The sequence below is a fragment of the Bacteroides sp. AM10-21B genome (genome assembly GCF_003472565.1).
In the GTDB taxonomy this organism is placed as follows: domain Bacteria; phylum Bacteroidota; class Bacteroidia; order Bacteroidales; family Bacteroidaceae; genus Bacteroides; species Bacteroides propionicigenes.
The window spans coordinates 339,898-353,973 of the sequence record NZ_QRME01000005.1; the positions used below are offsets into that span (position 1 = coordinate 339,898).

Here is a 14,076-nt window from a genome sequence, read left to right on the forward strand (position 1 = left end):
TTCTTCTTTGAATTAATTATTTATAGAAGGCAATGCCGAGTAATCCTTGCTATAACGCAACATCTGTTCTGCATAGCCTTCATCATAAGTCACAGTTACATCAGTGATATTACCGTCCGCATCCGTCACAGCCTCATACTTCGGGTTGATAAAACCTTTGTACGGAGCCAGATTCAATTTCTTATAGCGCTCCAGAACTTCCGCATGTAGTTCAGGGTCTACCTTTACAGCATAAGTTTCTACCAGCTTATGAGCTGCGTCATAGTCACCCGTAGATTTGATACGTTGTATTTCGGCAAGCAACTCACCAAATAATTCACGCACCTTTTCGTAATTGTTGATTACAACATAAGTCTTTCCATCCTTCTTCGCCAGTTCCACCACTTTATCGGCAGCACCCTTTTCATATACCCAACGGGCTATAAGCTGACGGTTGCGCATATGGGCCTCTTCCACATTATTACCCGGTTCGATGCGTACAAGCTGTGTCATCAAGCCGTTCATCAGATAAGTATAAAATTGAGCCTTGTAAGCATCTGCACTCGGAGTCAAGCCCAATTCCACCAACTTCGGATCAGCCACATAGTAAAGCCCGAATAAGTCGGCACGCGCTTCTTCGATAGTAGAACCGTAAGCTTTCAGTGCATCAGGATCTACACCCGGCAACAGCTTGCCGGAGCCATGCCCTAAGCATTCGTGCAGGTCGGTATGCAAATTATCGGTGATATCGGCGTATTTATCTATCAATTGCAACTCGGCATCACTATAAACAAACTCTTCATTGAATCCGTTACCATGAGCCGCTTTGTTATAAGCATCCGTTATATTACCAATTGTAACGGACTTGGAACCATGATGGCTACGAATCCAATTTGCATTGGGCAGGTTGATGCCGATAGCCGTTGCAGGATACAGGTCGCCCGCCAGAATAGCGGCGGTGATAACTTTAGCGGAGACACCTTTCACTTGTTCTTTCTTGAACTGTTTCTCTACCGGTGAATGGTCTTCAAACCATTGTGCGTTGCTACTGATAATCTCCGTACGGCGGGTAGCTTCCAAATCTTTGAAGTTCACCAAAGACTCCCAACTTGCCTTCATACCCAGCGGGTCACCATAGCTTTCGGTAAACCCGTTTACAAAATCAATGCGGGAGTCCAAGTCTTTCACCCACAAAATGGCATAATCATCAAAGGTTTTCAAATCACCGGTATCGTAAAACTCTATCAGTTTGGTTATAACCGCCTTCTGTTCCGGATTTTCGGCCACTCCTTCCGCTTTCTTCAACCAATATACTATCTTTTCAAGAGCCTGGCCGTACAAGCCCCCTACTTTCCATACTTTTTCCTGAATCTTGCCGCTCTCCTTCACCAGACGACTGTTCAGCCCATAAGAAACCGGTGTTTCATCTTTAGGATTTTTCATTGCATTATAAAAATCCTCGGCTTCCTTCTGTGTCACCCCGTCATAATAATTACAAGCTGAGGTCAGCACTAAATCCTCACCGGCAGCTTGATTGACACGCTTCGGCATTACTTTGGGGTCAAAGATAACGGGAGCAACTTCTTCATAAAGTTGTTCTACCGTTTGTCCTTCCGCAAGCGGAAGTGTAGAAGCGTCTACACTCAAAAGAGCTTGTTTGAAGAATTCGGGAGTAAAGCCCGGCACGAACTTCTCGCTGCCATAATGATGATGGATGCCGTTAGAAAACCATACTCTCTTCAGATACACCTCCATAGCCTTGAAGTCTGCCGCAGTCTTGTCACCGCTATAACCTGTATAGACAGCTTCCAGCATCCGGCGGATTCTGAGGTTGTACTTCCCGTTTTGGTCGAACAAGATGTCACGTCCCTGCAAAGCGGCTTCTGTGAGATAATAAACTAATTCTTTCTGTTTGAGAGACAAGTTCTCAAATTCCGGTACGCGGTAGCGTAAAATCTGTAAGTCTGCAAATTGTTCCACTGTATAATCAAATTTTTCTGCCTCGGCAGTCGTTTTCTGTGCTCCGCCACACGCTGTAAGCAAAGACACAGCGGCTACTACGGAAATTAGTTGTTTTTTCATGTGTGTCGGGAAGAGATAGTTAGTATTTAAAAAGACAAAAGGAAGTATTCCGGAGCGAACCTCTCAGAATATTTCCTTTTATAAATTCAGTTCCACTGCATTATTTGCTTTTCACTGCATGTTGTTTACGATAACCGTTAGGAGTTTCTCCTACATTTTTATAAAAAGCAGCATAAAAAGACTGACGGTTTGCGAAACCAACCATCGTGCTGATTTCTTCTACATTTTTGTCAGCATACCTTTTATCTGTCAATAAATGCAAAGCATCTTTCACTCTGTATTCATTCAACAAGCAAGAATAATTCATTCCAAAGCGAGAGTTTACAACTGCCGACAAATAACGGGTATTAGTCTGCAACTCTTTTGCCAAATCTTTAGCTGAATAATTGGGGTCTCTGTACTTCTTCTGTACAACGATAATATTCAATATCCGGTCATACAGTTCGTCTGCCAGTTCCGGGCGTATCAAGGAACGGTAGGCAGCCTTTTTCTCTTTCTTTTCGCGCAGGTTATAAGGACGCTTCTTTGTAGCTTCCTCCTGTGCTTTTTTTTCTAAGTCACTCATTGAACTAACTGGTTAGGGTTGTTTAAAGATAGAAATCCAAAGGAGTTTCCTTTAGATTACACAAAAGTCTAACATTTTTTTTTAATACGCAACTTTTCCCATACATATTTTTGATATATAAACAATGAAAAAGATTGAAAAGAAGCGGAGTACACTTAATAATAAGATTATTTAACTTTGACTTTTAATCGTCAACTTATTCAATTGAGTAACACTTACTTTTGCATTTTATGCAATAATTAATGTAACTTTGTCCTCTCAAAAAACACCGGTTACGCTTATGCTACAAACGCTGAAAACATACTTCGGTTACGACAGTTTCCGCCCTCTGCAAGAAGAAATTATCCGCCACATCCTGGACGGAAACGATGCACTTGTACTAATGCCTACCGGTGGTGGGAAATCCATATGTTACCAACTTCCCGCCCTGTTGCGCGAAGGCACTGCAATAGTGGTTTCACCTCTTATCTCACTGATGAAGGACCAAGTGGAAGCCCTGTGCGCCAATGGCATCAGCGCCGGTGCGCTGAACAGCAGCAATGACGAAACGGAGAATGCCGCCCTGCGTCGTGCCTGCATGGAAGGCAGGCTGAAATTACTATATATCTCTCCTGAAAAGCTGTTGACAGAAGCCAACTACCTTCTGCGGGATATGCACATCTCACTTTTTGCTATTGACGAAGCACATTGTATTTCACAATGGGGACACGATTTCCGCCCGGAATATGCACAAATGGGAATTCTCCACCAACTGTTTCCGCAAGTGCCCGTCATCGCCCTGACTGCCACTGCCGACAAGATTACGCGCGAGGACATTATCAAGCAACTTCATCTGAATCATCCCCGGATATTCATCTCCTCTTTCGACCGCCCTAACCTGAGCCTCACCGTGAAACGAGGCTATCAGCAGAAAGAAAAGTCCAAGGCAATTCTTGATTTTATAGCCCGTCACCCCGGAGAAAGCGGCATTATATATTGCATGAGCCGAAGCAAGACGGAGTCCGTTGCACAAATGCTCCAAAAACAGGGCATTCGCACTGCCGTATATCATGCCGGACTCTCCCCTGCCCGCAGAGACGAAGCACAAGATGACTTCATCAACGACCGCGTACAAGTGGTATGTGCCACTATTGCTTTCGGTATGGGTATAGACAAAAGTAACGTACGCTGGGTTATTCATTATAATTTACCAAAAAGCATCGAAAGTTTCTACCAAGAGGTAGGGCGCGCAGGAAGAGACGGGCTGCCAAGTGACACCTTATTATTTTACTCATTGGCCGACTTGATTTTGCTCACTAAATTTGCAACCGATAGCGGACAGCAAAGCATTAATCTGGAGAAGCTTCAACGAATGCAGCAATATGCCGAATCCGATATCTGCCGACGACGTATATTATTAAGTTATTTTGGAGAGACAGCAGACCATGATTGCGGCAATTGTGACGTCTGTAAGAATCCGCCGGAGCGTTTTGACGGAACTGTCATTGTACAAAAAGCCCTAAGCGCCATTGCCCGCACCGAGCAACAAATCGGCACAGGTGTTTTGGTTGACATTTTAAGGGGGAATATGTCCGCCGAAGTTGTGGGTAAAGGCTATCAACAACTGAAAACATTCGCAGCAGGACGTGAAATTCCCGCTCGCGACTGGCATGATTACTTATTACAAATGCTGCAACTCGGCTACTTTGAGATTGCCTACAATGACAACAATCATCTGAAAATAACTTCTGCAGGAAGTGATGTCCTTTTTGGCAGAGCCACTGCCCGATTAGTAGTAATACGCCGGGAAGAAGCGAACGAAACCAAGCGAGGCAGAAAGCGCAAAACCCCCGCTCCCGACAAAGAACTGCCTTTGGGACTTCCCAACACGGAGAACGAAGCCCTCTTTGAAGCCCTGCGTGAATTGAGAAAACGCCTTGCCGACGAAGAAGCCTTGCCTGCATACATCGTCCTGTCCGACAAGGTACTCCACCTGCTCAGCACCTCACGCCCCACCACTATTGAGGAGTTCGGAAACATCAGCGGTATCGGAGAATACAAGAAAAAGAAATACGGAAAAGAATTTGTCGGTCTAATACGCAAGTTCTGTGACTCCTGACCACTATTTTCTCGTTTGTTGCAGTAAGTCACGCAAATCGGCTTGCGGTACTCCCAACGATATAGCCTTCTCAAAATCACGTTTGGCCAAATCCTTTTTCTTTTGGGCAAGATAAATTTCGCCACGCATCAGGTATATTTCCGGTTGCGAGCTATCCAATCTTATCGCCTCTTCCAAGTCAACCAGCGCCATATCCATATGGTTCAAGTCTTTCTCTACCCCGGCACGGGCCACATAGAGCATGGCATATTGGGAAGAAGACAATTGTGAATTTCCTCTTTTGGCTGCAATCATATTGTTCAGTACACTCAGTGCCTCTTCGTATTTCCCCTCTTTCTGTTCTAAAGTCGCCAAACCAAGACGACCGTTATAGCTGACCGGATTCACTTTCAGCAAGCGTTCATAATCCGCCTTTGCCATTTTATACTCACGCTGCTGCATATAAATATAAGCACGCATCAGCAAAGCCTCCTCATTGTTCTTCTCCAAATCCAGTACCAGCGAATAATCAGCCTGCGCCAGATTATTACGTCCCAGTTCCATATAAACAGCCGCACGGTTCAGCAAGATAGGGACTGCACGCGGAGCGATATTCAGGGCAAAGCTATAAGACTCCAAAGCCTGCTCGTACTGCCTTTGCCGACGCTGTATCGTGCCGAGATTGGAGAACAGAAGAGCATTGTGAGGATTTGCCGGTTCCAGCTTCAAAGCCTGGCGGATATACTCTTCCGCTTGCGGCAAACTATCCTGCTCCGTATAAGTTATGGCACGGTCGCAAAGTTCCTGATAGGTTTGCGAGAACGCAGGCATACCGCCTGCCAATAAACACACAATGAAGGAAATTAGCTTCTTTGTACTTGTTATGTTATATTTATTCAGCTTTCTCATACTCGTTATACTATATTTATTCAGTTTCCTTTGTACTTGTTATGCTATATTTATAAGGTAAGTAAATAAACAAGTGTTGAGATTTAGTTTATATCAAGACTATCTGTCATTCAGAGCGTAGCGAAGAATCTCTTCCCTACATATATGCCAAGAAGAGAGTAGATTCTTCGCTACGCTCTGAATGACAGATAGTCTTGACTAATTTTCACCATTTACCTAAACCGGTTTCAAACGTTAGTACAAAAAATACCAACGATTGGTACGAGCAATACCAAGTGTTGGTACGAGGAATACCAAACGTTGGTACGAGGAATACCAAACGTCGGTACAAGCACTACCAAACGTTGGTACGAGCAATACCAAACGTCGGTACGAACAATACCCGCCGCTAAAACGGGAGTTTTCCCCCGGCATTACTCCAAAGGATAGGTATCAAAAGCAAACAATTCCGTTGAGAGATACCTCTCCCCTGTATCAGGCAACAAGGCAACTATCATTTTGTTTGCAAATTCGGGACGCTTTGCCAGTAAACGGGCTGCATAAACAGCCGCACCGGAAGATATTCCCGCCAGCAGTCCCTCAGTAGATGCCAGCTCGCGTCCGGCACGAATGGCTTCATCGTCCGGCACAGGAATCACCTCATCCACTACCGAAGCGTCATAAAGAGCCGGAATAAAGTTTGCCCCGATGCCCTGTATGCGGTGCGGAGCATCCTCTCCCCCCTCAAGTACGGGAGACGATGCAGGCTCGACAGCCACGATATGAACATTCGGATTATGCTTCTTCAAAGCGCGGGCTACACCGCAAATCGTACCGCCCGTACCCACTCCCGCCACAAACACGTCCACCTGTCCGTCCGTGTCCGTCCAGATTTCCTCGCCCGTAGTCAGTTCGTGTATCCGGGCATTGGAAGGATTCTCAAACTGTTGCAGAATTACAGCGCCGGGTATCTTATCTCTCAACTCCTGCGCCTTGGCGATAGAACCCGCCATACCCGCCAGCCCGTCCGTCAGCACGATTTCCGCTCCGAGGGCTTTCAACAGGTTACGGCGTTCGATGCTCATTGTTTCGGGCATGGTCAGTATCAGATGATAGCCTTTGATGGTAGCCACCATTGCCAGTCCCACCCCCGTATTGCCGCTGGTAGGTTCTATAATAGTGGCGCCGGGCTTCAACGCTCCGCGCGCTTCGGCATCTTCAATCATTGCCAGTCCTACGCGGTCTTTTACACTGCCTGCCGGGTTGAACGACTCCAGTTTGGCAACTATATCCTGTTGCAGTCCGTACTTTCCACTGTATCCTGCCAACTTCATCAACGGTGTGCCGCCGATAAGTTCCGTCAAGTTCTTTGCTATTTTTGCCATAATCATTACTTATAAAACGAGGAGATACATCAAAAGTAAAATCATTATCACAGATAAATGTATCATACTTTTGAGGCATCTCCTCGCAAAGGTAGGAAAAAAACGTTTCGCCCTTTCTTTCCTTAATAAAGATTAGTGTTTGATGTAGTCCACAATCCACGCACCTACCTCTTTCGTGCCGTATTTGCCGCTGCCTTCCACCTGAATTTCCGGGGTACGGACGTTGGCGTCGAGAGAAGCGTCTACCGCCTTGCGGATAAGCGCGCCTTCTTCTTTCAGGCCGAAGTACTCAAACAGCATGGCTACGGAAAGAATCTGCGCCAGCGGGTTGGCTATGTTCAAGCCCTTAGCCTGCGGCCATGAGCCGTGAATAGGCTCGAATACCGGGGTGCTTTCGCCGGTGGAAGCCGAAGGGAGCAAGCCCATGGAACCGCTGATGCAGGAGCCTTCATCGGTCAGGATATCGCCGAAGGTGTTCTCCGTCACCATCACGTCGAAGAACTTCGGTTCTTGAATCATACGCATGGCGGCGTTGTCCACATACATATAGTCGGTGGTGACTTCCGGATAGTCCGGAGCCATTTCCTGCGCAATCTGCCTCCACAGGCGCGAAGAGGCAAGGACATTCGCCTTGTCTACGACCGTAAGATGCTTGTTGCGCTTCATGGCATACTCAAAGCCTACTTTCAGAATGCGTTCAATCTCCGGGCGGGTGTACATATTGGTGTCGTAAGCCTTGTCGTTGTCCTGATACTTCTCGCCGAAGTACATACCGCCTGTCAGTTCGCGGATGCAGAGGAAATCGGCTCCGTCCACCAATTCGGCACGAAGCGGAGACTTGTGCAAGAGGCACTTAAAGGTTTGCACGGGACGGATGTTGGCAAACAATCCTAACTTCTTGCGCATAGCCAGCAACCCTTGTTCCGGGCGCACCTTTGCGGTGGGGTCATTGTCGAATTTCGGGTCGCCTACTGCCGAGAACAACACTGCATCGGCATTCTTACAAGCCTGATAGGTAGCTTCGGGAAACGGGTCTCCCACTTTGTCGATGGCGTCTGCACCGCAGACAGCATATTCATAGTTCACCTTGTGACCGAACTTCTCGCAAACGGCGGTCATTACGTCCACACCTACTGCGGATATTTCGGGGCCGATACCGTCACCGGCCAATACTGCAATTTTAAAGTCCATTGTTTTCTTTATTAAGTATTCCTTTATTTTGTTCTTTTATCTCTTTCAGACAGCCGCTTAGCTCATCTTTTCATATTCGGCTTCTATTATATTCAGCATCTTCACCGTGGCCTTGATGGCAGCTTCCGTCTGGTCGGCATCCAGTCCGCGGGTGCGGAACACCTTGTCTTCAAACGTCCATGTAATTACCGTCTGCACAAAAGCATCGGTACGTCCGCCGGGGGGGATAGTCACTGCGTAATTCGTCAGCATCGGGAATTTGCGTCCCAAAGTCACCTTGTATATCTTGCGCAGCGCACGCACAAAGGCATCGTACTGACCGTCACCGCTGGAACTCTCCTCATACTCTTTGCCGTTGATTTCTATTTTCAACGTAGCCATGGGCTTCAGTCCGTAGGCAAGGTTCACGATGTAGCTTTTCAGGTTTACCCGCTCGTCCATAACTCCGTGCTTCAAGACGTCGGAAACGATGTACGGCAAATCTTCCTGCGTCACCAGTTCCTTTTTATCACCCAGTTCGATGATGCGTTCGGTAACCTTGCGCATGGAATCCTCGTCCAAGTCCAGCCCCAAGTCTTCCAGATTCTTGCGGATATTCGCCTTGCCGCTGTTCTTGCCCAGGGCATACTCCCGCTTGCGGCCGAAACGTTCGGGCAAGAGGTCGTTGCAGTATAAGTTACTCTTATTATCCCCGTCGGCATGCACGCCCGCCACTTGCGTAAACACGTTTTCGCCCACAATCGGCTTGTTGGCAGGGATAACGATGCCCGAATAGGACTCTACCACACGGCTCACATCATTGAGGCGGCTCTCGTCGATATTGGTGATAGCGCTGAAATGGTCTTTCAAGATGGCCTGCACACTGGCAAGAGGGGCATTCCCGGCACGCTCGCCCAAACCGTTAATGGTGGTGTGCAAACCCTTGCAGCCACTCAACACAGCTGCCAGCACGTTGCTCACCGCGAGGTCGTAATCATTATGCGCATGGAAGTCGAAATGCGCGTGCGGATAGCGTTTCACCATTTTCCGCATGAACTCAATGACTTGCAACGGGTTCAGCACGCCCAATGTGTCGGGCAGCATATACCGCTTTATGTTGGTCTGAATCAATGCGTCCATTAGCTGAAAGACGTATTCGGGCGAATCTTTCATACCGTTGCTCCAGTCTTCCAGATAGATGTTCACTTCCATGTCCTGCACATTCGCGTAGTTCACCACTGCCAGAATATCCTCGATATGTTCTTCGGGCGACTTCTTCAACTGGCAGGAGCAATGCTTCAAGGAGCCTTTGCACAACAGGTTGATGACGCGGCAACCGGTAGCGTGTATCCAGTCTACCGACGTATGCCCGTCTACGAAGCCGAGCACTTCCACCCTCGGCAACATATTACGGCGGGCCGCCCAGTCGCATATCATTTTCACCGCATCAAACTCTCCTTCGGATACCCGAGCGGAAGCGACTTCCACCCTATCCACTTTCAAGTCTTCAAGCAATAAACGGGCTATCATCAGCTTCTCATGGGGCACGAAAGAGACTCCGCTGGTCTGTTCGCCGTCGCGGAGCGTGGTGTCCATGATTTCTATCTTCGGATGATTATGCTTCATGTTTCTTCTCCCAGGATTCTATCTTGTCTTTATTCTCTACGAGGAAATCTATATCGTCCAAACCGTTCATCAGGCAATGTTTCTTATAGGCGTTGATTTCAAAATGTTCGCTCTTGCCTGTCGCCTTGTTAGTGATGGTCTGTTCGGGCAGGTTTACTTCCACTTCCGTCTTCGGGTCGGCAAAAACCGAATCGAAAAGTTCCTTCAGAAACGGTTCGCTCACCACTACGGGAAGCACGAAATTGTTCAGTTCGTTATTCTTATGGATATCCGCAAAAAAGCTGCTTACCACCACACGGAAACCATAATCGGCAATGGCCCAAGCTGCGTGTTCACGGCTGCTTCCCGAGCCGAAGTTCTTTCCGGCTACAAGGATTTGTCCGCCGTAAGTAGGGTTATTCAGTACGAAAGATTCTATTTTGTTGCCTTGCTTGTCATACCGCCAATCGCGAAACAAGTTCTCACCGAAACCTTCTTTGGTAGTGGCTTTCAGGAAACGCGCAGGAATTATCTGGTCGGTATCTACATTCTCCAACGGAAGAGGTACGCAAGTGCTGTTGATGATATTGAATTTCTGTTTCATTGTTTCTTCATTTCATTGTTTCTTCATTCTTCGTTCTTCATTCTTCATTTAATAAACTTCCTCGGGTCTGTAATCACCCCTGTCACCGCCGCCGCAGCAGCCACCAGCGGACTGGCAAGCAAAGTGCGTGCACCCGGTCCCTGCCGTCCTTCAAAATTACGGTTACTGGTAGACACCGCATACTTTCCGGCAGGCACTTTATCATCATTCATCGCCAAGCAAGCCGAACATCCCGGCTGACGGATAGCGAATCCCGCCTCTTCCAGCACCTTGTCCAAACCTTCCTCACGTATCTGCGCATCTACCATCCACGAACCGGGAACCAGCCATGCCACTACATCCGCAGCTTTCTTTCGGCCTTTCACGATAGAGGCAAATGCACGGAAGTCCTCGATACGGCCGTTGGTACAAGCACCCAGGAACACATAATCTATCTTTTTACCCAGCAATGGCTCACCCGGCCGGAAGCCCATATAGTCCATAGACTTCATAAAAGACGCTTTGGCAGCTTCGCCCATACCCTCGGTAACGGGGATATGCTGCGTGATGCCCATACCCATGCCCGGATTGGTTCCGTAGGTAACCATCGGCTCAATATCAGCGGCATCAAAACGCACTTCCTTGTCGAATACGGCATCTGCATCGCTTTTCAACGTTTTCCAGTATGCCAGCGCCTTATCCCACTCTTCACCTTTCGGGGCATACTCACGTCCTTTGATATACTCGAAAGTAGTTTCATCCGGGGCAACCATACCGCCGCGCGCACCCATTTCTATACTGAGGTTGCACAGAGTGAGGCGTCCTTCCATGGACAGGCTGCGCACTGCCTCTCCGGCATACTCTACAAAGTAACCCGTAGCACCGCTGGTAGTCATTTTAGACATCATATAGAGCGCCAAATCTTTGGCTGTCACTCCCTTACCCAATCTGCCGTCTACCGTAATGCGCATCGTTTTGGGACGGGTTTGAAGAATACATTGCGAAGCCATCACCATCTCTACTTCGCTCGTACCGATACCGAAAGCCACCGCACCCATTGCGCCATGGGTAGAAGTATGCGAGTCACCGCATACAATTGTCATTCCCGGCAAGGTCAGTCCGCGTTCCGGGCCTACCACATGGATAATACCGTTCTTCTTGTCCATCATGCCGAAGTGCTCCAGACCGAAGTCTTCCGCATTCTTGGCAAGCGTATCCACCTGTGTCTTCGAAACAGGGTCCTCAATAGGCTTGTCCTGATCGTGCGTCGGCGTATTATGGTCGGGCATACAAAATATCTTTTCCGGACGGAAACACTTAATTCCCCTTGCACGCAATCCGGCAAAAGCCTGCGGGCTGGTTACTTCATGGCAATAAAGCCTGTCTATGTAAAGTTGTGTAGGGCCGTCTTCAACCTTCTGCACAACGTGGGCATCCCAAATTTTATCAAATAATGTATTCATCAGAAACGAGTTGTAATTTACAATTTATGATTTATGAATTTATAAGGTATGGTTTATAATATTACATCTTGAATTTATTGATGCAGTCTATATACGCTTCCACCGATGCGGCTATAATATCCGTATTGGCGCCGAAGCCGTAGTAGATACAGTTATCATATTCCACCTGCATATGTACCTTGCCCATATCATCACTTCCTTTGCTAATGGCCTGAATGGTAAACTCCTTCAGCGTCATATGGCGGTCTATAATCTTCTTCAAAGCCTTGATTGCAGCATCTACCGGACCATTCCCGCTGGCAGCCGCTTCAAACTTTTCACCCGAAATGTTCAGCCCCAGGCTGGCAACGGAACGGACACCTACACCGCTTGTCACCTGCAAGTATTCCAGTTTGATACGATGATTCTGCGAACGGTTCGCACCTGCCAGTACCAGAATATCATCATCGTTAATGTCTTTCTTCTTGTCAGCAAGTTTCAGGAACTCCTCGTAAATCTTATCCAGTTTCTGTTGGTCCAAAGATACGCCTAATACCTGCAAACGGTTCTTCAAAGCAGCACGTCCGCTGCGGGCAGTCAGTACGATAGAATTATCATCAATACCCACATCATGCGGGTCAATAATCTCGTAAGTCTGCACATTCTTCAATACACCGTCCTGATGAATGCCCGACGAATGGGCAAAAGCATTGCGACCTACAATTGCCTTGTTAGGCTGCACCGGCATATTCATCAAACTGGACACCATTCGGCTGGTAGGATAAATCTTCTGTGTATTGATATTGGTTTCAATGTCAATATCCTTATGGCATTTGATAATCATCGCCACCTCTTCGAGCGAAGTATTTCCGGCACGTTCACCGATACCATTGATTGTAACTTCCACCTGACGGGCTCCATTCAGCACGCCTGCCATTGTGTTGGCGGTAGCCATACCCAAATCATTGTGGCAATGGGTGGAAATGATAGCATTATGAATGCCGTCCACATGTTCCATCAGATACTTTATCTTCGCCCCATACTCGGCAGGAAGGCAGTACCCGGTGGTATCGGGAATATTAACTACCATAGCGCCCGCCTTGATAACAGCTTCCACCACACGGGCCAAATATTCGTTATCCGTACGTCCGGCATCTTCGGCATAGAATTCAACATCCTCTACATAACGACGGGCATACTTTACAGCTGCTACCGCACGCTCAATAATCTCCTCACGATTGGAGTTGAATTTATATTTGATATGCGAATCGGAAGTACCGATACCCGTATGAATACGCTTATGTTTGGCAAACTGCAAGGCTTCCGCTGCAACATCAATATCTTTCTGTACGGCACGTGTCAAAGCACAAATCGTAGGCCACGTCACAGCTTTAGAAATTTCAATCACCGAATTAAAGTCACCCGGACTTGAAATAGGGAATCCCGCTTCAATTACATCTACACCCAGTGCTTCCAGTTGCTTGGCTACCTGAATCTTTTCCACTGTATTCAACTGGCATCCCGGAACCTGCTCACCATCGCGGAGCGTTGTGTCGAAAATAAATAATTTATCACTCATCGCTTTATAATATTTATAAATTCATATTCCATAAAAAAAGCCTTTCGCACCAGGAAGTGAGAAAGGCTTTAGTATATTGTTATATCTTACATATATTTATGCACAGCACTCACTTCCACTAAACTTTGCCAGTAGAATAATAATACCACACAGTAGAATATATGTAAAGTTCTGAATCATCTTATCTTTTTTGTTTTAACACTGCAAAGGTATAGATTATTTCGTATCACACAAACAAATTCGTAACTTTTTTATTCGAAATAATATCATTTTATAAGATACAGCTTATTAATCACTCTAATATATAACAAAAAAGGCATACCTTTACAGTATGCCTTTCCTTATGATTCAGTCTAATACAAGTTCTGAATTACTTCTTTTCGCAAGGTTTGTCACACTTGGCGCTATCGCAAGCGGCTTTCGGACAAGCTGCAGAATCAGCCTGACAGCAAGCCTTTACAGAATCACATACTTGTTCTGTTTGTGCAGCGCAGCAAGAATCAGCTCCAGTTGAGTTTGCATCAGCCTTTTTGTTACCACATGATGCTACAGCGAAAGAAAATGCCACTGCCACAGCAGCTAATAAAACTTTAGTTTTCATACTTCAATTTGCTTTAAATATTAATTAAAAAATCAATTCAGCAGCAAATATACGAAAAATTGCAATATCTTCCAAAACGAATAAAGCCCCCGTATCATCCGATACGGAGGCTTCTTCTAA

Annotated in this window: 11 protein-coding genes; 1 reads left to right on the top strand and 10 read right to left on the bottom strand. The window is 46.8% G+C overall.

The window, feature by feature from the left end:
* Positions 1-12: 12 nt before the first annotated feature.
* Both DW121_RS08795 and DW121_RS08800 read right to left on the bottom strand, forming a co-directional pair.
* Entirely contained in the window at positions 13-2,061 is a 2,049-nt protein-coding gene (locus tag DW121_RS08795) for a dipeptidyl-peptidase 3 family protein (RefSeq protein WP_118323546.1), read from the bottom strand.
* 100 nt (positions 2,062-2,161) lie between these two features.
* On the bottom strand, positions 2,162-2,626 hold the full coding sequence (locus DW121_RS08800; RefSeq protein ID WP_117711265.1) for a helix-turn-helix domain-containing protein: 465 nt from the start codon (positions 2,624-2,626) through the stop codon (positions 2,162-2,164).
* Between the two features lie 280 nt (positions 2,627-2,906).
* On the opposite strand from DW121_RS08800, the gene recQ reads away from it, so the two are divergent.
* On the top strand, positions 2,907-4,724 hold the full coding sequence (recQ, locus tag DW121_RS08805) for a DNA helicase RecQ (protein ID WP_117711264.1): 1,818 nt from the start codon (positions 2,907-2,909) through the stop codon (positions 4,722-4,724).
* A 3-nt stretch (positions 4,725-4,727) separates the two neighbouring features.
* Here the strand turns inward: recQ and DW121_RS08810 are convergent, their stop codons facing one another.
* The 8 genes from DW121_RS08810 to DW121_RS08845 form a co-directional block, all read right to left on the bottom strand.
* Entirely contained in the window at positions 4,728-5,612 is an 885-nt protein-coding gene (locus tag DW121_RS08810) for a tetratricopeptide repeat protein (protein ID WP_118323547.1), read from the bottom strand.
* A 413-nt stretch (positions 5,613-6,025) separates the two neighbouring features.
* Positions 6,026-6,976 carry a cysteine synthase A gene (cysK, locus tag DW121_RS08815; protein ID WP_118323570.1) on the bottom strand — a complete coding sequence of 317 codons (951 nt, stop codon included), beginning with the start codon at positions 6,974-6,976 and terminating at the stop codon, positions 6,026-6,028.
* Positions 6,977-7,108: 132 nt separating this feature from the next.
* Positions 7,109-8,167, bottom strand: coding sequence for a 3-isopropylmalate dehydrogenase (gene leuB, locus DW121_RS08820; protein ID WP_117711262.1), 1,059 nt, complete (start codon positions 8,165-8,167; stop codon positions 7,109-7,111).
* 57 nt (positions 8,168-8,224) lie between these two features.
* Positions 8,225-9,772: an alpha-isopropylmalate synthase regulatory domain-containing protein gene (locus DW121_RS08825; protein ID WP_117711261.1), complete on the bottom strand. Its 1,548-nt coding sequence runs from the start codon at positions 9,770-9,772 to the stop codon at positions 8,225-8,227.
* The gene (leuD, locus tag DW121_RS08830; RefSeq protein WP_118323548.1) at positions 9,762-10,355 is read right to left on the bottom strand and encodes a 3-isopropylmalate dehydratase small subunit; all 594 of its coding nucleotides are present in this window, start codon (positions 10,353-10,355) and stop codon (positions 9,762-9,764) included. The genes DW121_RS08825 and leuD overlap by 11 nt, the downstream gene beginning before the upstream one ends.
* A 44-nt stretch (positions 10,356-10,399) precedes the next feature.
* Positions 10,400-11,797, bottom strand: coding sequence for a 3-isopropylmalate dehydratase large subunit (leuC, locus tag DW121_RS08835; protein WP_118323549.1), 1,398 nt, complete (start codon positions 11,795-11,797; stop codon positions 10,400-10,402).
* A gap of 61 nt (positions 11,798-11,858) precedes the next feature.
* On the bottom strand, positions 11,859-13,355 hold the full coding sequence (locus DW121_RS08840; RefSeq protein ID WP_118323550.1) for a 2-isopropylmalate synthase: 1,497 nt from the start codon (positions 13,353-13,355) through the stop codon (positions 11,859-11,861).
* Positions 13,356-13,725: 370 nt separating this feature from the next.
* Positions 13,726-13,956, bottom strand: coding sequence for a hypothetical protein (locus DW121_RS08845; protein ID WP_118323551.1), 231 nt, complete (start codon positions 13,954-13,956; stop codon positions 13,726-13,728).
* Positions 13,957-14,076: the final 120 nt, after the last annotated feature.

Bases quoted from the DNA above. Each gene is read 5' to 3' on its own strand.
- DW121_RS08795 (WP_118323546.1), bottom strand. From the start codon at position 2,061: ATGAAAAAACAACTAATTTCCGTAGTAGCCGCTGTGTCTTTGCTTACA.
- DW121_RS08800 (WP_117711265.1), bottom strand. From the start codon at position 2,626: ATGAGTGACTTAGAAAAAAAAGCACAGGAGGAAGCTACAAAGAAGCGT.
- recQ (WP_117711264.1), top strand. From the start codon at position 2,907: ATGCTACAAACGCTGAAAACATACTTCGGTTACGACAGTTTCCGCCCT.
- DW121_RS08810 (WP_118323547.1), bottom strand. From the start codon at position 5,612: ATGAGAAAGCTGAATAAATATAACATAACAAGTACAAAGAAGCTAATT.
- cysK (WP_118323570.1), bottom strand. From the start codon at position 6,976: ATGGCAAAAATAGCAAAGAACTTGACGGAACTTATCGGCGGCACACCG.
- leuB (WP_117711262.1), bottom strand. From the start codon at position 8,167: ATGGACTTTAAAATTGCAGTATTGGCCGGTGACGGTATCGGCCCCGAA.
- DW121_RS08825 (WP_117711261.1), bottom strand. From the start codon at position 9,772: ATGAAGCATAATCATCCGAAGATAGAAATCATGGACACCACGCTCCGC.
- leuD (WP_118323548.1), bottom strand. From the start codon at position 10,355: ATGAAACAGAAATTCAATATCATCAACAGCACTTGCGTACCTCTTCCG.
- leuC (WP_118323549.1), bottom strand. From the start codon at position 11,797: ATGAATACATTATTTGATAAAATTTGGGATGCCCACGTTGTGCAGAAG.
- DW121_RS08840 (WP_118323550.1), bottom strand. From the start codon at position 13,355: ATGAGTGATAAATTATTTATTTTCGACACAACGCTCCGCGATGGTGAG.
- DW121_RS08845 (WP_118323551.1), bottom strand. From the start codon at position 13,956: ATGAAAACTAAAGTTTTATTAGCTGCTGTGGCAGTGGCATTTTCTTTC.